Raw genomic sequence first — 19,893 nt, forward strand, 5'->3', positions numbered from 1 at the left:
CCGTGCCTTCCAGTCAGTTCTTCGATGATAACGATGACGCTCGTTCCGGGGGGCTGGTAGCGAAGGAGACCGCCGGGGACAACGCCGCGCCGCTTTCGATCAGCGAGATTTCGAACCTGCTGAAGAGGACCGTGGAGGACCGCTTCGGTTTCGTGCGCCTGCGCGGGGAACTGTCCGGTGTGAAGCGGGCGGCGTCGGGGCATCTTTACTGCGCTCTCAAGGACGACAAGGCCGTTATCGATGGGGTGATGTGGAAAGGCGGCGCACAGCGGCTCGCCTTTCGGCCCGAGGACGGCGTGGAAGTCATCGCCACCGGCAAGCTGACCACTTATCCGGGGCGTTCCAAGTACCAGATCGTCATCGAAACGATGGAGATCGCGGGGGAGGGCGCGTTGCTGGCGCTGCTGGAGAAGCTCCGCGCCCGCCTTGCCGCTGAAGGACTCTTCGCGCCGGAGCGCAAGCGCCCGCTGCCTTTCCTGCCGCAGGTCATTGGCGTGGTCACGTCGCCCACCGGCGCGGTGATTCGCGATATTCTGCACCGTCTCGCCGATCGGTTCCCGAGCCGGGTGCTCGTCTGGCCGGTGCTCGTGCAGGGCGAAGGTGCCGCCGCGCAGGTTGCAGGCGCCGTGCGCGGGTTTTCCGCAATCCAACCCGGCGGCCCGATACCGCGCCCCGATCTGGTGATCGTCGCCCGGGGCGGTGGCTCGATCGAGGATCTGTGGAGCTTCAACGAGGAAGTCGTTGTGCGCGCCGTCGCCGAATCGACGATCCCCGTGATTTCGGCGGTTGGGCACGAGACGGACACGACGCTGTGCGACCACGCGGCGGATCGCCGCGCACCCACGCCCACGGCCGCTGCGGAAATGGCGGTGCCGGTGCGGTTCGAACTCTCCGCGCAGCTTGCCGATCTGGCGCTTCGCAAGCGCAAGTGCGCGCTGCGGCCGGTGATGCTGGGCCGTGAGCGGCTCGAGGCGCGGGTGCAGCGTCTGCCGAAGCCGGAAGCCATCTTAGCGGCCAGGGCGCAGCGGCTCGATGAACTTTCGGAGCGGCTGCGGCGCGGCCTGCGCGATGAGGCCGCAGCCAAGGGGCGGGCGTTACAGCAGGTGGCGGGCCGGCTCTCGCTACCTTTGCTGCGCCACCGTGTGCAGCTTTGCGACGAACGTCTTGGTCGGATCGGCCTTGCGCCGCGCCTGCTTGAGCGCCGGTGGGCGCTCGCACGCGACGCACTCGCTCCGACGGCCCGGGTGCTGCCCCAGCTCGATCCCCGCTTGCCGCTGCAGCGCGGATATGCGCTGGTCAAGTCGCCGGACGGGGCGGCTCTGACCAGCAAGGAGGCCGCAGCGGCGCAGAACCGGCTCGTCATAGAGTTTCGTGACGGAGAATTGTCAGTCCTGCGGGAAGGGCAGACATCGCCGCCGCCGGCCTCTCGCAAGCCTGCGCGACCGGCACGCGCCCCCTCGCGGCAGGGCGATTTGTTCTGACGAAAAGGTTTTGCTAGGATCGGTTCATGTTGATGTCCTCTGCAGACCGTCCGGCGAAGCTTGCCTATGGCCCCAATGGCTTTCGCGTGCTCAGCCCCGGCCATTACGTCACCTGTGCCGTCACCGGAGAGAAGATCGCGCTGGAAGCTCTCCGCTACTGGAGTGCGGACCGGCAGGAGCCTTATGCCACGGCCGAGATCGCGACACGGCGCCTTCTGGAGCCGGCATGACCCGGCGGACCGGGCGGCGCATCTCGAAACGTACGTTCTTCATGGTGGCCTTGCTTCTCGGGCTGCCCGTCGCCCTGGGGGCAGCCGCGAAGCCGCGCTCGGCGCGCGGAATCCTGGCGCCAAGGCCGGTGACGCTGCCGTTTACGGGTGAGTTGACGCAAGGGGGATGGCTGCGCGGGACCCTGCCGGCCGGAGTGCGCGCGCTGTCGCTGGATGGAACACCGGTGAAGGTCGCCCAGGACGGCCAGTGGTTCGTCGCCTTCGATCGCGATGCTGCCCCAAATGCGCTGTTGCGCGTCACTTATGCCGACGGCAGCGCGGGCGAGCAGCACCTGGCGGTCGCCCCGCGGGACTGGCGGATCGAGCATGTGAACGTCGCACGGCGACCGGGCGGCCCCTCCGAAGCCTTCATGAAGGTGCGCCGTCCCGAACTTGCTCTAATCCAAGCCGCACGGGCGCGGGTGACGGATGCGCAGGGTTGGCGTCAGCGCTTCATCTGGCCCGCTCAGGGAAGGATTTCCGGCCGCTTCGGCTCGCAGCGCGTTTATCGCGGGGAGCCGGGCGCTTACCATTCAGGCCTCGACATCAGTACGGGCGGAGCGGGCGCACCGTTCGTGGCGCCCGCCGACGGTGTCGTGATCCTGGCTGCCGAGCGACCCTTCTCGCTGGAGGGCAACCTGCTGATGCTGGATCACGGCATGGGCCTCAACAGCGCGTTCCTGCATGCCTCCCAGATCCTGGTGAAGGAGGGCGAGCATGTGAAGCAGGGACAGGTGATCGGCCGCATCGGCATGACGGGCCGCGCGACCGGGCCGCACCTGCACTGGTCGATCAAGTGGGCCGACGCGCGCCTCGATCCGCTCCTGTTCACAGGGCCGATGACCTGAGCGGGCCAAGGCGGTTGCCATTCCGGCGACCGACCTTATGCACGCCCCGTGCGCCGTAGCCTTCCTCTTGTGACCCTCGCTTTTCCCCTTCTGTGGGCCACGTGGGCGCGCAGCGAGCGGCCGCAGACGGTGCAGGGCGCCGATGCGGAATTGACGATCGAGCGGCAGAAGCTGCCCGCGCGCCCGGTTCTTGACGCTTACCTTGGACCTTTGCGCCTGGAGGGGGCGTGGCAGTACCGCTCCCCCAATCAGCGGATTTCCGGGTATTCAGCCCTGGTAGCGTTGAAGGACGACCGCTTGCGTGCCTTCAGTGACAGCGGAGAAGTCCTGTCCTTTCCGCGCCCACCGGGATCAGGCAGCGGCGCGCGCACCATGTCGCTGCGCTTCTCGTTGCCGCGAAACGACAAGGCGGGACGCGACGTCGAGTCCGTGGCCTTTGACTCAAAGACCGGTCGGCAGTGGGTAGCCCTCGAAGGCAGCAACCGCATCGTCCGTCTCTCCCCGAAGCTGCGGGAGACGGGGCATGTTCATCCGGCGGGAATGGCGCGGTGGGGCCGGAACAGCGGCGCTGAAGCGATGGCCCGTCTGCGCGACGGGCGCTTCGTGGTCATACGCGAGGTCACGACGTCGATCCTCGAAAGCCGACGCCACGAAGCCTTGCTGTTCGCGGGCGATCCAGTGGACCATCCTGTGGCGCAGGCGTTCCACTTCGAAGGGCCGGACAACTTTTCGGTCGTCGACATGGCGGTGCTGCCGGATGGCCGCGCGCTTGTCCTGATGCGGCGGCTGCTCTGGCCCCTGCCGATGCGGTACGCAGGCCGAATCGTTTTGGCCGACACGGCCCAGATCAGGCCCGGCACCGTGTGGCGTTCAACGCCCGTGGCCTCACTTGCCTCCGTGCTGCCCGGCGACAACTTCGAAGCCATCGCGGCCGTTCCTGGCAAGGATGGCCGTATCGTCGTCTGGCTAATGTCCGATGACAACGCGATGCGGGTGCTGCAGCGTACGCTGCTCTGGAAGCTGTCGGTCCATCCCGCCGACCTGCCGAGCCCCCGCTAACCCATTCTTCAACGCGAAAAAGCGCGCGAAGAATGCCTTCGCACGCTTTTTCGAGAACCGTATCCTGGCACGCTCCCCGAAGGGAGCGGACGATCAGGCGGCCTGCTGCTTCTTGAGCTCGCGCTTCACCTTGACGGCGCGCGGCGAAAGCTTCGTGTCCGCAGTCTTCAGCAGCCAGTTGTCGAGGCCGCCGTTGTGCTCGACCGAACGCAGGCCGTGCGTCGAAACGCGGAACTTGAAGCTGCGGTCCAGGCCTTCCGACAGCAGCGTTACGTTCTGCAGGTTGGGCAGGAAGACACGCTTGGTCTTGTTGTTGGCATGGCTGACGTTGCAGCCAACCTGGCGGCCCTTGCCGGTCAGTTCGCAGATGCGGGACATGGTCTTTCTCGCTCGAAAATTGTTTGCCGTTAAGTACGGGAAGGCGCGCCCTTACCGATTCCCCCTTGGAACGTCAAGTTGCGCACAGGTTTTTAGCGGGCTAGCGCAAACGCATGACTCGCTGGCCGCTCCCTCCAAACATGGCGCTCGCTCTCGCTCAAGCCCGCGAAGCGGCGGATTCCGGTGAAGTGCCCATAGGCGCCGTCGTGGTGAAGGACGGTCGCATCGTGTCGGTGGGGCGCAATGGCCCACGTGAGCGGCATGACCCCACCAGCCATGCTGAAATCGAGGCGATTCGCAGCGCTGCCCGGGCGCTCGGCAACGAGCGACTCGACGGGTGTGAGTTGTGGGTGACGCTGGAGCCCTGCGCCATGTGCGCAGGCGCCATCGTCCATGCGCGGATTGCGCGCCTCTATTACGCTGCTTCCGATGCCAAGGGCGGTGCCGTGGAGCACGGCGCCCGGGTGTTCGAGCATGACCAGTGCCTCCACAAGCCGGAAGTCTACGCCGGTATAGGCGAGAAGGAATCGGCGGAGTTGTTGCGGCGCTTCTTCCGGGAACGTCGCTAGGCCCTCAAAGGCCGCGCCAGATCTTCATCGTGGCGGCATCGGCCGCACCCTGTTGACGTCGCGCGCAGGTCCGGGGCCGAAAGTCCTTGCCATAGCAAAGGCGTACCTCGCGGAGCCAACCCGTCCGGCTGAGCTGGACGCCGATTGCTCCACGCGGCCAACCGGGATTGGCGGCCACGAACTCATCCCGCAGATCGGCGACGGTGAGCCCCTTTTTTCGCGACAGACGGTCTGCGTCGGGCCAGCGTATGGATCGCCAGAGTATCGCACTGATCCGGAAGTACTTCTGCGGGCTGGCCACCATGCAGCTGCCGTGCTTTGCCCATTCGCGTGCAAGCAGCGTAGCAGAGGGCGTCATGCACAGATGCTCCCTCAGCTGCTGAGGAGAGGGCAGGGGCCGAGTCGCACACCACTGCGGCGACGGCCCTCGTTTCGCTTCAGGCCACAGGCCATGCAGAATGAAACCGAAGCGGCCGTTGTCGCGGTTGCACTGCATGGAACGGGTGTCGCCGCTCGTCTGGCAGTAGTTGGGCGACCAGCTGGCGGCCAGGGTGTAGCTGGAGATCGGCGTTCGACGCGCCGGCCCCTCCGGCTTCACCGGGCCGATAGGGGGCACCGTTCGCGGCAGGCTGCATTGGTAAGCCTGCCCGGGCGCCGGTGCAGGGGCGCCGGCAAGAGCGACAAGCAGCGCCGCGGCACGAACGGCCAGCTTGTTCAAAGCGGAGTGAAGTCCAGCCCGATATCGGCGGCGGGCGCGCTTTGGGTGAGACGGCCTACCGATACGTAAGTGACGCCGCTGGCGGCGATGGCGCCGATCGTGGACAGATTCACGCCGCCCGAGGCCTCGGTCGGCACCCGGCCCGCAACGATCGCGACGGCTTCGCGCAGCGTGTCAGGACCCATGTTGTCCAGCAGCAGGTGATGGGCGCCTGCCGCGATGGCGGGCTCGATCTGGTCGAGGCGGTCCACCTCGCAGATGATCTGAGCCACGCCGGCCCCCCTCGCGCGGGCAACCGCCGGGCCGACGCCGCCCGCGACGAGGACGTGGTTGTCCTTGATCATCGCGGCGTCCCACAGGCCCATGCGGTGGTTGCGCGCGCCGCCCATGCGGGTTGCGTACTTTTCCAGATGACGCAGACCGGGGATCGTCTTGCGGGTGTCCAGCAGCGTGGCGTTGCCGTTCATGGCGTCCACATAGGTGCGGGTCATCGTGGCGATGCCGGAAAGGTGCTGGACCGTGTTGAGCGCGCCACGCTCCGCCGTCAGCATGGCGCGGGCATTGCCGCTCAGGCGCATGAGGTGGGTGCCCGGCGTTACCGCTGCGCCTTCTTCGACGAGGATATCGATCTGCATGGCGGGATCGAGCTTGCGGAAAAAGGCCGCCGCGATGGGAAGGCCCGCCACGGTGATGGCATCGCGCGAGTCCATCACGCCCGAAAACCGCGCCTCTGCGTCGATCACGCTTTCGGACGTGACGTCGCGGCCGCCGCCTTCAAGTCCGACGCCGAGATCCTCGGCAAGCGTGGCATCGACGAAGGTGGCAAGGTCAAAGCCCTGGAGCGTGAACTGGGTCATGGGCGCTCTCTTGCGCGTTCCCGCCGGGATGTCGAGGGGGAGAGCACCGGCGGGCGGCGTTCATCGCGGGCAGAGCAGCCCGGTGCCGCCCGCGATGCGGCTCAGTGGACGAAGCGGGCGATCACGTCCCGGTACGAGCGGCTGACCTTGACCTGGGCGCCGGAGTCCAGAACCAGGAAGCACTCGCCGTTCGTATGCGGCTTCACCTGGCGCACCTGGTTGAGGTTGACGATGGTGGAGCGATGGACGCGCTGGAACACGCGCGGATCCAGACGGCGCTCCAGATCCTTCATCGTCTCGCGCAGGATCAGCGAGTTGTCGGCGGTGCGGATGCACATGTAGTCGCCCGCCGCCTCGATATGCTCAATCGAATCCACGTCGATCCGGAAGATCTGGCCGCGGTCCTTGATGTTGATGAGCTTTTCGTAGCGATCCGCGTTGGCATCGACCTCCTCCGGGATCTGGTCCACGGCATCCGGCGCCACTTCAGCGAGCACGGTCTTCAGCTTCTCGGCCTCATCGGCGGAACGCTTCTCGGAGAGACGCTGGCGCACGCGGGCGAGGGTGTCGTCCAGCTTGCTTTCGTCCACCGGCTTCATCAGGTAGTTGACCGCGTTCGCCTCAAAGGCGCGGACGGCGTGTTCCTGGTAGGCGGTCACGAAGACGAAGAGCGGGGGCTCGATCTCCATCACGCCCTTCACGACCGAGAAGCCGTCGAAGCCGGGCATCTGGATGTCGAGGAAGACGAGGTCGGGCTTTTCGGTCTTGATCTTCCGGATGGCCTCGCGCCCGTTCGCGCAAGTGTCGATGATCTCGACGTCTGGATATTTTTCTAGCCGTAGCTGCAGGCCCTGGATGGCGAGTTTCTCGTCGTCGACAAGGATCGTGCGGATTGTCATATGTTAGTTTCTCCGGACCGGCAAACGCGCGCGGCCCAAAATTGTTTCATCGCCCGGGAACCGCTTGCGCAGGAACGGTCTGGCGCTCGGCTTCGGGAATGTCCTCGGTGATTTCGCGGCGCTCGAAAGGAAGCTCGATGACGACCGCAAAGCCGCCTTCCATCGGCTCGATCGTATCGAAGCGGTGGTTTTCGCCATAGGCCTGCGACAGACGGTCGCGGATGTTGGACAATCCCACACCGGTCGAGACCGGCTCCCCTCCATCGTAGGTCATGCCGGACAGCCTGTTATCGGTCGTGGGACTTTGCAAGCCCGGCCCGGTGTCGGAGACGGTGATGCGAAGCATGGGGCCGACGAGTTGCGAGGCGATGGTGATTTCGGCCCCGCTCTCCTGCTGGCTGACCGCATACTTGATGGCATTCTCCACCAGCGGCTGCAGGAGGAGCGAGGGCAGCAGCGCGGCCTCGGTTGCGGGGTCGATGGTGAACGTGGTGCGCAGCCGTTCCTCGAAGCGCATGCGCTCGATATCGAGGTAGAGCTGCAGCGTCTCGACCTCCTGCGCCACAGTGACGCGGGCGGAGGGCTTGTTCACGAGCGTGTAGCGCAGGAACGAAGAGAGGCGGCTGAGCATCGCGTTGGCGGGCTCCGTCTGCTTGAGCAGCACCAGCGTCGAGATTGAATTCAGCGTGTTGAAGAGGAAGTGGGGATTGAGCTGGTAGCGCAGCATGGCAAGCTGGGCGCTCGTCGCCTGGTTCTCCAGCTGGATCAACTGGTCGTTCTGCTCTTCCACCTGCAGGTAGAAGTTGACCATGTAATAGAGCGCCGTCCACGCACCCAGCAGCGTCGCGTCCAGGTAGAAGACGCCGACGAAGATCTGGGCGAAACTGGTGTCGGCATCCACGCGCCAGAGGGAGATCACCCAGCCGTCGATGAACGCGTGAAGCGCCACGGCGACAGGCAGCACGAGGATCGTCAAGCCCCATGTCACCAGCGCCCGTTTCCGGATCAGCGTCCGATAGATCACTGATAGCACCAGCGAGATCGAAAAGCCGGTGATGGTCGCGATGACGGGCTGCACCAGCGCCGTCAGCGGCAGATCGTTGGCCAGCAGGGACATCGAACGCAGCACCAGGGCGCCGCCCCAGCCAATCAGCTGCAGGCGCCAGAAGGCACGGTCCTTGTCGGCGAAAAAGGGAATAGGCTGGATAGGCAGGACGCTCATGCCTGCCAGCCTAGACGATCTTCGGGAGGTTGCAAAACGTGGTACTGCCGCGATCAACCGCCGCGCGCTGCGTCGACGGCTTGGGACAGCTGGTCGAAGCCGACGGCGCCGGGGATCAGCTTGTCACCGGCCACCCAGCTAGGGGTGCCGGAGAAGCCGAGCCGCTGGGCCAGTTCCATGCTGCGGCTGATCTCCGCCTCGACCGTCGGGCTGGCAGCCACCCGGCGAGCGCGCTCCATGTCGAGGCCGACCTTTTTGGCCACGGCCTCGATGGTGGGCGCATCGACCTGACCGGCGGAATACATGGCCTGGTGGAACTGCGCGTACTTCCCCTGCTCGGCCGCCGCGAGGGCCATGCGGGCGGCCTCGGCGCTGTGCGGGCTGATGATCGGCAGTTCGCGCACAACGATGCGCAGGTCCGGGTTCGCGGCAATGAGCCGGTCGATATCGGGCAGGCTCTGGCGGCAGTAGCCGCAGGCGTAGTCCGAGAATTCGACAAGGGTGATCGCGCCCTGCGGATTGCCGAGGATGGCCCCCGGGAACGGCGTCTCGACTGTCTGTCGTACGCCCGCCAGCGCCTTGGAGGCTTCCCTGCGGCGTAACTCGTCCATCGCCTGCGGAAGGATCTCCGGATTCTGCAGGATGTAATCGTGAACGACACGCTCGACGGCGATCCGACCGCCGAACCATCCTCCCGCAGCGATCACAGCGATACCGGCGGCGACGACGGTGAACTTGGCGGCTTTACTCATGATGGATGCGATTACCTGTCAGCTTTGATTGATCGGCACGTGCCTAGCGGTGCTTGCTGTCACGTTCCAGTTCCGCGCGGGCCTGCATCTCGATGTCCTGCGCCCGCAGCCAGTCGGGCGTGCCGGTGGGCAGGCCGGCGACCGCCGCCTGGGCGCTGCGCAGCGCGTCGTCCATGCGGCCGGCCAGCACTTGCTGCTCCGCGCTGGCCAGATAAGCGCGCGGCATGTCTCCCTTGGCCGCATAGATCACGCCGAGCTGGTACCAGGTGAACGGGTTTTCCCGGTCCCGCGCCACGGCATTCCGGAGGACGCGCTCAGCCTCCTTGTAATTGGTCGGATCTTCCGTCGCCATCAACGCGTGACCGAAAAGCGTGGCGATCAGGGGGGAATTGCCGGACAGTTCGGTTGCCTTGCGCAACGCAGGCAAGGCCTCGGCAGCCTTGCCGCCCTCCAGCAGAATCTGACCGTCGAGCTCCAGAAAATACGGATCGTTCGGATCAGCCGCGATGAGGGCCTCCGTCTCCTCCCGCGCCTCGGCGAACTTCGATTCGCGGTGGTAGGCATAGGCCCGCGCATAGCGGGCGGGTATCGATGTGTCCGTCGGGGGGTACTTGCGAAGGACCTGCCGGGGTTCGGCTATGAAACCGTAGAGCTTGGCCTTGGCCCGCAGGAAGCGCTTCTGAATCGACGCGTCGTCCGGCTTCTCCCAGGCTGGATCCTTTTCGTAAGTGTCCTGCAGTGTCGTGATGCGATCGCTGGTCAAGGGATGGCTGGAATAGAACTCGTCGCCGTCCTTGGGACGGTAGCCGTAGCGGAACTCAAGGTTCTGGAGCTTCTTGAAAAAGGCGATCGAACCGCGTCCGCTGATGCCGGCCGTGGAGAGGTATTGCGCCCCGGCGGCATCCGCCGATGCCTCCTGCGAACGGTTGTAGGCGAGATACTTGCCCATGGCCGCCTGCTGCCCGGCCATAATGACCCCCATCGCCGCCTCGCCGCCACCGGCTGCCGCTGCCGCCGCTCCCAGAAGCAGCGACAGGAGGGAAATGTTGGTCGCGCTCTTGCCGCCCATATTGAGGACGGCGTGGCCACCGGTGACGTGGCCGAGTTCGTGCGCGATCACCCCTTGCACTTCGGCGGCGGTATCCGCCTCGTTGATGAGCCCGGCGTTCACATAGACCGCCTGCCCGCCCGCCACGAAGGCGTTGACCGAGTTGTCGTTGACCAGGACGACGTCGACATTGCCGGCGCCGAGGCCGGAAGCCGCGACGAGAGGGGCTGCCATGTCGCGCAACAGCGCCTCTGTTTCCGCGTCCCGAAGAATCGATTGGGCAGAGGCAGGGGCCGTGAAACCGACGAGCGCCGGGATCGCGAGGAGCAGTGCGGGAATTCGCAGCTTCGGCATCAGTCCTCTTTGAGGCTGCTGGGACTTAACCCGCGATGAAGCAGCCTGAATGCACTGTTCGCCGCCTGAAGTCGAGCGGGGCGGCGCCTTGCGTGGATCCACGAAGTTGCACGTGGAACATCACGGATGCCGTTCCGCCGGACGAGCCTTCGTCAAGCGCTTGTACGCGAGTCCAGAAGCCTGCGTGCCGCCCGCTGCAAAAGCGCATCGTCGCCAGCGACTTCGCCGACCAGCACGACCTCGCCGTCCGGCAGCCGCCGCGCGACGAGGACCGTGAACTCCTCGCCTTGATCCGCAAGGTCAGTCAGCGGGCGCGATTCGATCGTGCGCAGGTCGCTGGCAAGGCGCTCCCAGCCGTCGGCGGGCGTCGTGCCGGCTTCGATGCGGCGAAGGCGGCGTTCCTCCCGCACCAGCGCCTTCAAGCCGCCCGGCGTCGTGGAGAGGTAGGACGCCAGCGTGCCACGCTCCAGGCCGATGCGCCGGCCATGCGCCACCACAGTGGCAAACTCGGTCAGGCGCGTCTTGTCGTAATCCGCGCCGAAGACGAGCTTCATGAGCGGAAGAAGCGGCGCACGCTCCTGCACGGTGAGACCGGCATCCGCGATCAGATCGTCGAGATCGCCGGGGGCGCTCTGGGCTGCAAGAGCGAAGTCGTAGGCGCGGCCGACGGCGTCATAGAGCGCCTGGTGCGAGCGTTCCTCGCAGTGGGTGGCAAGAAGTGCCAGCTCGCGAGCCGAAGCGAGCCAGTCGGCAAGCTCCATGGCGCTATCGAAGGGCGCGGGCTCAGCCTCGAAGGCGAAGCCGGGGGTCGGCAGTTCGAGCGGCGTATACGTATCAAGGGAAGGAAGCGTGTAATCGGAAGGCCCGAACTCCGGCATACTCACATCGAGCGGGGCGTCGGCCCATTCGGCAAGAGGTTCTGGTGCCCTGGGCCGGACAGGTGCTTCAGTCGCGGCCGGCCCGCTGGCGGGAACGCGCTCGCCCGCAGGGGTCGTCCGCTCCTTCCAGTTGATAACGCCGTAGATGTAGTCGATCCTGTCACCGCTACGGGAAAACGGCATGAGAATGCCGCGATAGAGGATCGTAACGCCGCGCGTGTTGACGTATTCGGCCTCGAAGCCAATCGGGGCCTCGTTGGCGAGAATTTGCATGTAATGATCAGTGATGCGCGACAGCAGCGAATCGCCCGGGACTTCGGCAAGCCGGCGGATTGTGTCCGTAGCGCCGCATTCCTGGGTCAGCATCGCACCGACATAGGCGATGGCGGGATCCTCGATCCCGTCACTGAAGTCGAGCAGGACGCTGCGCGGGCCGAAGTCGGGCAGGTCGGACGGATCGAGATCCGCAATGTCGGGGAACGTCTTCTCGCCCAGCAGGCTGGCCCAGAAGTTGTAGGCCCGCACCTGCATCCGGCGTTCGTCTGCGGCAGCCTTCTTCGGCGCGGAAGGAGCGCCCACGGGCTCCTCGTCAGGCCCTTCGTTGCCGGGAAAGTCACCGCGCGGATTGTCCATGTCGAGCCCTGATTCGCCTGTCCAGAACACACTTGTGGCGCAACATCGTGTATTAAGGATTAAGTTGCGCCGATTGGACGCAGACGTCACCCCGATTTCAGGATGCCTTCACCGAGGCGGGGCAGAGGCGCCACCACGCGCAGGACAACGAACGACACCACGAGAAACACCGAACCGGCATGAAGGGCAAAGGACAGGCCCTGCCAGTCCGCCACCGCACCCCAGGTCCAGGAACCCAGCGCCATGCCGCCGAAGGTCGCGGCCTGGTAGATCGAGAGACAGCGGCCAAGGATCGCATCCGGTGATCGCAACTGCACCGCGGTATTGAGCGTGGTCAGGATCATCACCCAGGCCATGCCGGCCACAAGCGCGGCCGGAAGCGCATGGAGAAGCTGTCCCACCTCGGCGATCAGGGAGAGCGAGAAGACGAACATCGCCGCTCCGACCGCAAGGATACCTTCCAGACCGATCCGGCGGCGTATCGCTCCGGCAAACGGCGCGGCGGTGATGGAGCCGATGCCGAAAAGGCCGAGCAGTATGCCAAAGTCCAGTTCCGTCCCGTGGATCGGGCCGTTCACAACGATGGGCAGCAGCGACTGGTAAGCGGCAAGGCTGAAACCGAGGGCGATCCCGCGCAGCAGGATCCGGCGGACCGGTCTGTTTCCTGCGCAGAAACGCAGCCCCACGGCCACTGCGGGCAGTATGGGCCGCCGCTCGATCGGGCGGGACTCGGGCTTCCACCAGAGCAGGACGCCGATGAGGCCGATGTAACTGATGGCATTGAACGCGAAGGCGAACGACACATCCCAGATGGAGATCAGGAGCCCGCCAAGGGCCGGGCCCACCGACCGGGCGATGTTGAAGGAGATGGAGTTCAGGGCGATGGCCTGCGTAAGTTCGCGCTGGGGCACCTGCTGGCGCACCGAAGCTTGCCATGCCGGCGAATTCAGCGCCGTCCCGATCCCGACGCTCAAGGTAAAGGCGAGGAGGAGGAACGGGGTGAGTAACTGGGCATAGGCAAGGGCGGCCAGCGCTGCGGAGACGACAAGCATCCCCACCTGCGCCGTCAGCATGACGAGGCGGCGGTCGTAATTGTCGGCGATGGCGCCTGCAAAAACGCCAAACAGCATGATCGGGACGGTGGCGGATGCCTGAACCAGCGCCACCAGTTGGTGCGACGTCGTCAGTTCGGTCATCAACCAGGCGGCCGCCACGCCCTGAAGCGTGGCGCCGAGGTTGGAAAACAGGTTCGCGATCCAGATGGCGCGGAACACCGGGTAGCGGAACGGGGAGAAGGGGCCCGCCTGTGGCGCGGTAGTCGCCGCTGTGTCCCCGGCTGGCTCCCTCATCCTGACATCATCTCTCTTCACGGTCCAACGGTATGCCGCCACCCTAAACCGGGCAAGGTCGCTAAAGCAGGTAGCGCATCCGGATCGTCATGCGGACGGGTTCTGCACCGACTTCAAAGGCAGCGCTGTCGAACTTGGGAGGCCCCATTCGGACAGCCGCATCGCGTGAGAAACCGTAGCCCTCCCGGGGGACGATCAGCCGCGTGTCCAGCTTGCCATTGGCGTTCTCGTCGTGAATCAGCGATATCGCATAACGCCCGTGCGGTACGACGCCGAAATGCAGTTCCATCGGCTCGCGCGTGGGGACGGTGAGTTTTCGCGCCTGCGGATCCTTTGCGCAATCCGGGAACGCCGTGGGCTGCGTGGTGAGGCAGGCGAGGACCTGGCCCTTGGTCGAGCGCAGATTGGTGACGGCGACGGTAACGTCCGTCTGCTGGGCAGGCGATGCGCCGCCAAGCGCGATCAAGGAGGCTACCGGGAGGAGAAAGCTTCCGAGAGCCCGGCGTCGGTTCCGCAGAGGTGATCCCAATGGCGAAAGTAGAGTCCGTAATTGCATCGATAGCTTTCGTGGTGTCGCTGGTGGTGGCTGGCAGTTATGAGCCAGCGGCCGAGGCGCGAATGGACCAGCGTGCGGGGAAACATTTCCCAACCCATGTGATTGGTGATGCCCATAACCGTCATGATGGTTAGCACGATGCCCAAAGCTCCCACATGAATGGGAACGAGGAGGACCAGCGCGGGTATCACGACGGCCCCGGTCAGTGCTTCGATCGGATGGAAGCTCATCGCTGCCCACGCGGTAGGCGGGCGGCTGGCGTGGTGGACGGCATGCGCGATGCGAAACACGCGGGGCTCATGCATCCACCGGTGCGTCCAGTAAAACCAGGCATCATGCAGCAGGAGGTAGGCCAGCACCGAGGCGGGCAGCCACCATAGCGGATAGGTGTGGACGTCGGTGTAGATGCGGGTCCAGCCGTGTTCCTGCCAACCCCAGGCGACGACCCCTGCCGGGATGCCGTAGATCGCGGCGGAGGCGAGCGACCAGCCAATCTCCTTGCGGATCTGGCCGTGAAGCCCCGTGTAGTGTCCCGGGCGTACCCGTGAGGTTATCCAGGCGAACAGGCCCGACGTTGCCAGATAGCGTAAGCCGACGATGGCGGTCATGGCGCAGGCGGAAACAAGCACTGCAAGAAGAGGGCCATCGGTTGCCATGGCTGCGGGCTTATGCCCTCGCTCGGGCGAGGGGAAGCGAAAAAACGGGGCTCGCTGCGGTGAGCGGCCCCGTCCTGTGGGATCTTTTATGGTTCAGAAGGCAAGGGCGGGTGGGACTGTAATCCCGCCCGCCGCCATTCAGCCTGCGCGCTTCACAGCCGCCTTGTGCGCGCCGAGGCCCTTGGGGCCGCGCGGACGGAAGCGGCGCTTGCGCTCACCCTCCTCGCCGCCGCTCTCACGACGATCCCCGCGCGGTGCATCGGAACGGTTGCGATCGCCTTGCGGGCGATCACCGCGCTGGCCGTCGCGACGCGGCTGGCTGCGACCTCCGGAGGACCGGCTGCCATCGCGACGTCCGCCGCCGCTCGCCTGCGACTCCGGAGCCTTGCGCGAAGGTGCCGGCAGGCGCGCGGCCTTCTGCGTGAAGTCTTCGGGAAGGCCAAGGGCTTCCAGCTTTACGCGGGTCAGGCGCTCAATATCGCGGATGTAAGGCTTTTCGTCGGGCGCGACGAAGCTGATCGCCACGCCGTCCGCACCTGCGCGCGCGGTGCGGCCGATGCGGTGGACGTACTGCTCCGGCACGTTGGGAATTTCGAAGTTGTAGACGTGGCTGACCCCGGTCACGTCGATACCGCGCGCCGCGATGTCGGTGGCGACGAGGACGCGCACGGTGCCCTGGCGGAACCCGCCGAGCGCGGCGGTGCGCTGGGCCTGGCTCTTGTTGCCGTGGATGGCGGCGGCCGGGATGCCGGCGGCCACGAGGTGGCGCACCACGCGATCCGCGCCGTGTTTGGTGCGCGTGAAGACGAGCGCGCGGTCGATAGCGCCGTGCTCCGCCTTTTCGGCGGCATCGGGTGCGAGACACTCGCGAAGGCGGATCGTCAGCAGCGCCTGCTTCTCGGCCTGATTGATGAAGGTGGCGTACTGCTCCACGCGCTCGGCGGTGGTGGACTGCGGCGCCACTTCGACGCGGACCGGATCGTTGATGAACTGGCGGCCCAGTTCCGCAATCGCCTGCGGCATGGTCGCGGAGAAGAACAGGCTCTGGCGCTTCTTGGGAAGCAGCGCGGCGACGCGCTTGAGAGGCACGATGAAGCCCAGGTCCATCATCTGGTCCGCTTCGTCGAGCACGAAGATCTCGACGTGCCGCAGCGTCAACGCACGGCTGTCGATGAGATCGAGCAGGCGGCCCGGCGTCGCGACCAGGATATCCGTCCCGCGCTCAAGTGCCCGTGCCTGCTTGCCGGCGGGAACGCCGCCGAAGATGCACTGGACGTTGAGGTTGAGGAACTTGGCATAGCCGCGCATGTTCTCGGCGATCTGGGCGGCCAGTTCGCGGGTCGGGGAAAGGACCAGCATGCGGCAGCCGGCGTTCTGGCGGGGCTTGGGATCCTGCGCGAGGCGGTGCAGCGAAGGCAGCGAGAACGCGGCGGTCTTGCCGGTGCCGGTCTGCGCGATGCCGAGCAGGTCGCGGCCTTCCAGCAGCGAAGGAATAGCCTTGCGCTGGATGGGCGAGGGATCAGTATAGCCCTTGGCCTCGAGCGCACGGAGAATGGGCTCGGCGAGGCCAAGTTCGGAAAAATAGGACATGCGTCACTTTCAAAAGTGCGGGGCGCGCAAGGCTTTTGAAAAAGGCGCGCGCACGGCAAGGTGTCGTTTCGGGCGACCCTGCGTGAGGAAGGAAGCTGGTTGGGCGCAATCGTAAGTCCGAGCGGCCTTGGCGCCTGGTGCGCCGCGGCCTCACGCTGCTCCTGGATTGCGGCGGGTGGACCCGCACGCCGATTGCCCGCCCTACATAGGGCGCATTCCACCAATGCGCAAGAAAATTGCGGATGAGCGGGTGCTATCCCTCCGCGCCCCATTGAACGGTATGAGGATCGCATAGGTTCGCCAGGCGGCGCAGGGATGCGCGTGCCAGCCGTTCGGTCTCCACCTTGCGGCGGGCGGCTGCCAGCTGGCGCAGCGGTGCGGGACGAAGGATTTCCGCATCGTATCCGTCAGCGACGATCACGCCGCAGCAGTCCGGCAGGAACGCTTCGCTATCAAGCGGGCTACGATCCAGGGCCGGGGAAAGGCCCCAGTAGAACCGGTCGCAAAAGTCGAGGTAATCTGTCCACTTGCCATCGCCAAGCAGATCGCCGCGAGCGACCTTGATCTCGACGATGATGACGCGCCCTTTCGCGTCGATCCCCATGAGGTCGGCACGACGGCCGCAACGCAGCGGCATTTCGGGCATGCACCATATGCCGTTGCGGGCAAACAGGCGCGTGATGCCGCGCGCGACGTCTGTAGCGGCGTGCAGCGCGCCCGGCGCGAGGGAAATCGAATCAGCTTCGGCCATGCTCCGCATCATAGGAACATAGCAAGAACTTTCAAGCCTTCCCCAGCAAATGGAATTTGGCGCTGGAAACCCTCATCATCGTCTGCTAACCGCCCCTTCACTGCACCCGTAGCTCAGCTGGATAGAGCGCTGCCCTCCGAAGGCAGAGGCCACAGGTTCGAATCCTGTCGGGTGCGCCAATTTTTCAAATACTTACGCCTCAAAATCCCGCCGCGTTCGCGATGGCGTGTGCAGTAATGTGTCAGTCACGGCCCCGAAGCGGCCTCGCATCGAAGGCACGCTGCACCCTCGATATCTCTCCGACCGCAACGAGAAAGCCCCCGCTTCGACGGCAATCGAAACGAGGGCGAAGACCACCAGCTGGACGGCGAATGGCGAGCGCAACTTTACCGGCAACGGGAGGGCGGCGCAATGACCGTGATGCCTCCCGAACGCGAGTTCGCGATTCCTGCCCGCTGGTCGCAGCTTTATGATCTGGGCTTTTCCGTGTTCCCTGTCGAAGCACGCGGCAAGAAGCCCCTGGGCAAGTGGAAGGCGTACCAGACCGAGCGCGCCGACCTCGACACCGTGCGCCAATGGGCAAGCCGCGAAAGCAACATCGGTATCGCGACCGGCGCAGTCTCTGGGCTGATCGTGCTTGACCTCGATAGTGCGGAGGCTGTTGCCGAGGCCGAGGGCATGGGCATCCCCGATACAATTGAGAACACCGGGAATAAAAGGGGCCACGGACCGGACCGGAGCACCGGGATAAAAAAGGGCCAGTCCTGTTAGACCTTCGCTTTTGTGCGGAGGTGGAAGGATGAAGAGAGTGGAGCTTTATCAGAAGGTCCGCCGCGCCGTACTGATTGACGGGATGAGCCGTCGCGCTGCCGCCCGGTATTTCGGGATCGACCGCAAGACTATCGATAAGATGCTGTGCTTTCCGGAGCCAGCTCCACATGGCCGAAGTGGTCGCACCTACGGTCGTAAGCTGGCCGGATTTACGGACATTATCGACAAGATCCTGGAGGATGATCGCACGGTCCATAGCAAACAGCGGCACACTGCTGCCCGTATCTTCGAGCGGCTGCGCGATGAGCATGGCTTCACCGGCGGCATAACGATTGTTCGCGATTATGTGGCCGGTGCCAAGCTGCGCAGTCGCGAGGTATTTATCCCGCTGAGCCACAAGCCGGGCCACGCCCAGGTGGACTTTGGCGAGGCCGACGGGATCATCGATGGCAAGCTGGTTCGGTTTCACTATTTCTGCATGGACCTGCCGCATAGTGATGCACCGTTTTTCAAAGCCTATCCTGCCGAGGTCGCGGAGGCTTTTTGCGAAGGCCATGTTGCGGCCTTCGCCTTCTTCGGCGGCATTCCGCAGTCGATCCTATACGACAACACCAAACTGGCGGTGGCGCAGATACTGGGCGACGGTAAGCGCGAGCGCAGTCGGATGTTCTCGACCTTGCAGAGCCATTATCTGTTCGAAGACAAGTTTGGTCGTCCCGGCAAGGGCAATGACAAAGGCAAGGTTGAAGGGCTTGTCGGATATGTCCGCCGACACTTCATGGTGCCGATGCCGGTAGCGGACAGCTTCGATGCGCTGAACGCGCGCTTTCTCGAACAATGTGTGGAGCGCAGGCAAGCGGTGTTGCGCGGGAACAGTCAGAGTATCGGGGAACGGATGTCGGCCGATCTGGAGGCATTCATGCCGCTGCCGGCGGTGGCGTTCGATCCCTGCCATATGGTGACAGGGCGGGCCTCGTCGATGTCATTGGTTCGCTATCGTACCAATGACTATTCTGTGCCGACGGCCTTCGCTCACCGGGAAGTGGTGATAAAAGCCTATGTCGAGCGCGTCGAGATCATCAGCGGCGGAGAGCGGATCGCGGTGCACCCACGCAGTTATGGGCGTGAGGACTTCATCGCCAACCCGCTGCATTACCTGGCGCTTCTGGAGCAAAAACCCCGCGCGCTCGATCAGGCCGCGCCGCTCGATGGCTGGGTTCTGGCCGAACCGATGCACCGTATCCGGCGGTTGATGGAGGCCCGCAGCGGCAAGGAGGGGCGACGCGAGTTCATTCAGGTGCTGCGCTTGTGCGAACGCTTCGACCAGTCTTTGGTGGAATGGGCGGTAGGCCGGGCGCTGGACATGGGGACTATCAGCTTCGATGCGGTCAAGATGATAGCTCTGGCCCGCCTCGAACAGCGCGTGCCGCGCCTGGATCTGCAATTCTATCCGCACCTGCCGCGAGCGAACGTCGGGCGTACCGATCCGAGCGCCTATATGGGGCTGCTCACGAAGACGGCTAGTCCCGCAGCGGGAGTACCGGCATGAATGATCCCATGATGCCGCTGCCGGCTGTTGCGGCAGAGCCCACCAGCGTGCCGCCCGCTGTGTTGCTGGCCAACCATCTCAAAGCACTCAAGTTGCCCACCTTCGTGCGCGAATATGAGAAGATCGCCTTTGAGGCGGCGCAGGACCGCGCCGACTATCCGCGCTATCTGCTGCGCTTGTGTGAACTGGAGCGGATCGATCGCGAGCGCCGGATGGTGGAACGGCGCATCCGGCAGGCCAGGTTCCCGCATACCAAAAGCTTCGACACATTCGACTTTGCGGCACAGCCCTCGCTGAACAAGGCGCTGGTGCTGGAACTGGCGCGCGGTGAATGGATCGAACAGCGGCGCAACGTCATTGCCCTGGGGCCCAGCGGCACCGGCAAGACCCACACCGCCCTCGCGCTGGGCCTGGCCGCCTGCCAGAAGGGTTGCAGCGTGGCCTTCACCACGGCGGCGGCGATGGTCCACGATCTGATGGAGGCAAGGGACGAACGGCGTTTGCGCAGCCTTCAGAAGCACCTTGCCTCGGTGAAGCTGCTGATCCTTGATGAGCTCGGTTACGTACCCTTCACCGCCGTAGGCAGCGAGTTGCTGTTTGAGGTGCTCAGCCAGCGGTACGAACGCGGCAGCACGCTGATCACCAGCAATCTTCCCTTCGATGAGTGGACATCGGTGTTCGGCTCCGAACGCCTCACCGGGGCCCT

Annotated in this window: 21 protein-coding genes and 1 tRNA gene; 9 read left to right on the forward strand and 13 right to left on the reverse strand. The window is 65.1% G+C overall.

From position 1 onward, the window contains the following. Positions 1 to 2 precede the first annotated feature (2 nt). The 4 genes from xseA to C2R25_RS11415 are packed head-to-tail and all read left to right on the forward strand — an operon-like array spanning position 3 to position 3,657. Positions 3 to 1,481 carry an exodeoxyribonuclease VII large subunit gene (gene xseA / locus C2R25_RS11400; RefSeq protein ID WP_103729286.1) on the forward strand — a complete coding sequence of 493 codons (1,479 nt, stop codon included), beginning with the start codon at positions 3 to 5 and terminating at the stop codon, positions 1,479 to 1,481. Positions 1,482 to 1,507: 26 nt separating this feature from the next. Continuing rightward, positions 1,508 to 1,711, forward strand: a complete 204-nt coding sequence (locus tag C2R25_RS11405) for a DUF2093 domain-containing protein (RefSeq protein WP_103729287.1) — start codon at positions 1,508 to 1,510, stop codon at positions 1,709 to 1,711. Positions 1,712 to 1,752: 41 nt separating this feature from the next. After that, positions 1,753 to 2,598, forward strand: coding sequence for a M23 family metallopeptidase (locus C2R25_RS11410; RefSeq protein WP_103729338.1), 846 nt, complete (start codon positions 1,753 to 1,755; stop codon positions 2,596 to 2,598). A gap of 48 nt (positions 2,599 to 2,646) precedes the next feature. Beyond that, positions 2,647 to 3,657 (forward strand): esterase-like activity of phytase family protein, encoded by a 1,011-nt coding sequence (locus C2R25_RS11415; protein ID WP_103729288.1) that lies wholly within the window; start codon positions 2,647 to 2,649, stop codon positions 3,655 to 3,657. A gap of 93 nt (positions 3,658 to 3,750) precedes the next feature. On the opposite strand, the gene rpmB is transcribed toward C2R25_RS11415, so the two are convergent. After that, positions 3,751 to 4,035 carry a 50S ribosomal protein L28 gene (gene rpmB, locus C2R25_RS11420; RefSeq protein ID WP_103729289.1) on the reverse strand — a complete coding sequence of 95 codons (285 nt, stop codon included), beginning with the start codon at positions 4,033 to 4,035 and terminating at the stop codon, positions 3,751 to 3,753. Positions 4,036 to 4,148: 113 nt separating this feature from the next. Between rpmB and C2R25_RS11425 the strand changes: the two genes are divergently transcribed. Continuing rightward, positions 4,149 to 4,604 carry a nucleoside deaminase gene (locus tag C2R25_RS11425; RefSeq protein WP_103729290.1) on the forward strand — a complete coding sequence of 152 codons (456 nt, stop codon included), beginning with the start codon at positions 4,149 to 4,151 and terminating at the stop codon, positions 4,602 to 4,604. A gap of 4 nt (positions 4,605 to 4,608) precedes the next feature. Here C2R25_RS11425 and C2R25_RS11430 read toward each other — a convergent pair whose 3' ends face one another. From C2R25_RS11430 to C2R25_RS11485, 12 genes are all read right to left on the reverse strand, one after another. Continuing rightward, positions 4,609 to 5,322 carry a ribonuclease T gene (locus C2R25_RS11430; protein ID WP_103729291.1) on the reverse strand — a complete coding sequence of 238 codons (714 nt, stop codon included), beginning with the start codon at positions 5,320 to 5,322 and terminating at the stop codon, positions 4,609 to 4,611. Then, a complete protein-coding gene (nadC, locus tag C2R25_RS11435) occupies positions 5,319 to 6,179 on the reverse strand; it encodes a carboxylating nicotinate-nucleotide diphosphorylase (protein ID WP_103729292.1) in 861 nt (286 codons plus the stop codon). The genes C2R25_RS11430 and nadC overlap by 4 nt, the downstream gene beginning before the upstream one ends. Before the next feature lie 101 nt (positions 6,180 to 6,280). Further along, positions 6,281 to 7,078, reverse strand: a complete 798-nt coding sequence (locus tag C2R25_RS11440) for a LytTR family DNA-binding domain-containing protein (RefSeq protein ID WP_103729293.1) — start codon at positions 7,076 to 7,078, stop codon at positions 6,281 to 6,283. A 46-nt stretch (positions 7,079 to 7,124) separates the two neighbouring features. Continuing rightward, positions 7,125 to 8,300: a sensor histidine kinase gene (locus C2R25_RS11445; protein ID WP_103729294.1), complete on the reverse strand. Its 1,176-nt coding sequence runs from the start codon at positions 8,298 to 8,300 to the stop codon at positions 7,125 to 7,127. 53 nt (positions 8,301 to 8,353) lie between these two features. Then, positions 8,354 to 9,052 carry a DsbA family protein gene (locus tag C2R25_RS11450; RefSeq protein WP_103729295.1) on the reverse strand — a complete coding sequence of 233 codons (699 nt, stop codon included), beginning with the start codon at positions 9,050 to 9,052 and terminating at the stop codon, positions 8,354 to 8,356. Positions 9,053 to 9,095: 43 nt separating this feature from the next. Then, entirely contained in the window at positions 9,096 to 10,454 is a 1,359-nt protein-coding gene (locus C2R25_RS11455; RefSeq protein ID WP_103729296.1) for a M48 family metalloprotease, read from the reverse strand. Between the two features lie 152 nt (positions 10,455 to 10,606). Then, positions 10,607 to 11,965, reverse strand: a complete 1,359-nt coding sequence (locus C2R25_RS11460; protein WP_103729297.1) for a hypothetical protein — start codon at positions 11,963 to 11,965, stop codon at positions 10,607 to 10,609. An 86-nt stretch (positions 11,966 to 12,051) separates the two neighbouring features. After that, complete coding sequence (locus C2R25_RS11465; protein WP_103729298.1) at positions 12,052 to 13,314, reverse strand: MFS transporter; 1,263 nt, start codon at positions 13,312 to 13,314, stop codon at positions 12,052 to 12,054. Between the two features lie 61 nt (positions 13,315 to 13,375). After that, positions 13,376 to 13,780, reverse strand: a complete 405-nt coding sequence (locus C2R25_RS11470; RefSeq protein WP_233203924.1) for a DUF2141 domain-containing protein — start codon at positions 13,778 to 13,780, stop codon at positions 13,376 to 13,378. A 5-nt stretch (positions 13,781 to 13,785) separates the two neighbouring features. Further along, positions 13,786 to 14,526, reverse strand: a complete 741-nt coding sequence (locus C2R25_RS11475; RefSeq protein WP_103729300.1) for a sterol desaturase family protein — start codon at positions 14,524 to 14,526, stop codon at positions 13,786 to 13,788. A 138-nt stretch (positions 14,527 to 14,664) separates the two neighbouring features. Continuing rightward, a complete protein-coding gene (locus C2R25_RS11480) occupies positions 14,665 to 16,116 on the reverse strand; it encodes a DEAD/DEAH box helicase (protein ID WP_103729301.1) in 1,452 nt (483 codons plus the stop codon). Positions 16,117 to 16,369: 253 nt separating this feature from the next. After that, entirely contained in the window at positions 16,370 to 16,867 is a 498-nt protein-coding gene (locus tag C2R25_RS11485; protein ID WP_103729339.1) for an MmcB family DNA repair protein, read from the reverse strand. Between the two features lie 102 nt (positions 16,868 to 16,969). Here C2R25_RS11485 and C2R25_RS11490 point away from each other — a divergent pair. The 4 genes from C2R25_RS11490 to istB all read left to right on the forward strand — a co-directional run. After that, a tRNA-Arg gene (locus C2R25_RS11490) sits at positions 16,970 to 17,046 on the forward strand. 232 nt (positions 17,047 to 17,278) lie between these two features. Further along, complete coding sequence (locus C2R25_RS11495; protein WP_103729302.1) at positions 17,279 to 17,638, forward strand: bifunctional DNA primase/polymerase; 360 nt, start codon at positions 17,279 to 17,281, stop codon at positions 17,636 to 17,638. Positions 17,639 to 17,666: 28 nt separating this feature from the next. After that, on the forward strand, positions 17,667 to 19,187 hold the full coding sequence (gene istA, locus C2R25_RS11500; RefSeq protein ID WP_103729303.1) for an IS21 family transposase: 1,521 nt from the start codon (positions 17,667 to 17,669) through the stop codon (positions 19,185 to 19,187). Next, a partial coding sequence (istB, locus tag C2R25_RS11505) for an IS21-like element helper ATPase IstB (RefSeq protein WP_304465947.1) occupies positions 19,184 to 19,893 on the forward strand: 710 nt, incomplete at its 3' end. The genes istA and istB, both read left to right, overlap by 4 nt.

Source organism: Novosphingobium sp. HII-3 (genome assembly GCF_002916655.1).
GTDB classification, from domain to species: domain Bacteria; phylum Pseudomonadota; class Alphaproteobacteria; order Sphingomonadales; family Sphingomonadaceae; genus Novosphingobium; species Novosphingobium panipatense.

Coding starts and splice junctions, on each gene's coding strand:
- C2R25_RS11405 (WP_103729287.1), top strand. CDS start 1,508: ATGTTGATGTCCTCTGCAGACCGTCCGGCGAAGCTTGCCTATGGCCCC.
- C2R25_RS11410 (WP_103729338.1), top strand. CDS start 1,753: ATGGTGGCCTTGCTTCTCGGGCTGCCCGTCGCCCTGGGGGCAGCCGCG.
- rpmB (WP_103729289.1), bottom strand. CDS start 4,035: ATGTCCCGCATCTGCGAACTGACCGGCAAGGGCCGCCAGGTTGGCTGC.
- C2R25_RS11425 (WP_103729290.1), top strand. CDS start 4,149: ATGACTCGCTGGCCGCTCCCTCCAAACATGGCGCTCGCTCTCGCTCAA.
- nadC (WP_103729292.1), bottom strand. CDS start 6,179: ATGACCCAGTTCACGCTCCAGGGCTTTGACCTTGCCACCTTCGTCGAT.
- C2R25_RS11440 (WP_103729293.1), bottom strand. CDS start 7,078: ATGACAATCCGCACGATCCTTGTCGACGACGAGAAACTCGCCATCCAG.
- C2R25_RS11445 (WP_103729294.1), bottom strand. CDS start 8,300: ATGAGCGTCCTGCCTATCCAGCCTATTCCCTTTTTCGCCGACAAGGAC.
- C2R25_RS11450 (WP_103729295.1), bottom strand. CDS start 9,052: ATGAGTAAAGCCGCCAAGTTCACCGTCGTCGCCGCCGGTATCGCTGTG.
- C2R25_RS11455 (WP_103729296.1), bottom strand. CDS start 10,454: ATGCCGAAGCTGCGAATTCCCGCACTGCTCCTCGCGATCCCGGCGCTC.
- C2R25_RS11460 (WP_103729297.1), bottom strand. CDS start 11,965: ATGGACAATCCGCGCGGTGACTTTCCCGGCAACGAAGGGCCTGACGAG.
- C2R25_RS11465 (WP_103729298.1), bottom strand. CDS start 13,314: ATGAGGGAGCCAGCCGGGGACACAGCGGCGACTACCGCGCCACAGGCG.
- C2R25_RS11475 (WP_103729300.1), bottom strand. CDS start 14,526: ATGGCAACCGATGGCCCTCTTCTTGCAGTGCTTGTTTCCGCCTGCGCC.
- C2R25_RS11480 (WP_103729301.1), bottom strand. CDS start 16,116: ATGTCCTATTTTTCCGAACTTGGCCTCGCCGAGCCCATTCTCCGTGCG.
- C2R25_RS11485 (WP_103729339.1), bottom strand. CDS start 16,867: ATGGCCGAAGCTGATTCGATTTCCCTCGCGCCGGGCGCGCTGCACGCC.
- C2R25_RS11495 (WP_103729302.1), top strand. CDS start 17,279: ATGACCGTGATGCCTCCCGAACGCGAGTTCGCGATTCCTGCCCGCTGG.
- istA (WP_103729303.1), top strand. CDS start 17,667: ATGAAGAGAGTGGAGCTTTATCAGAAGGTCCGCCGCGCCGTACTGATT.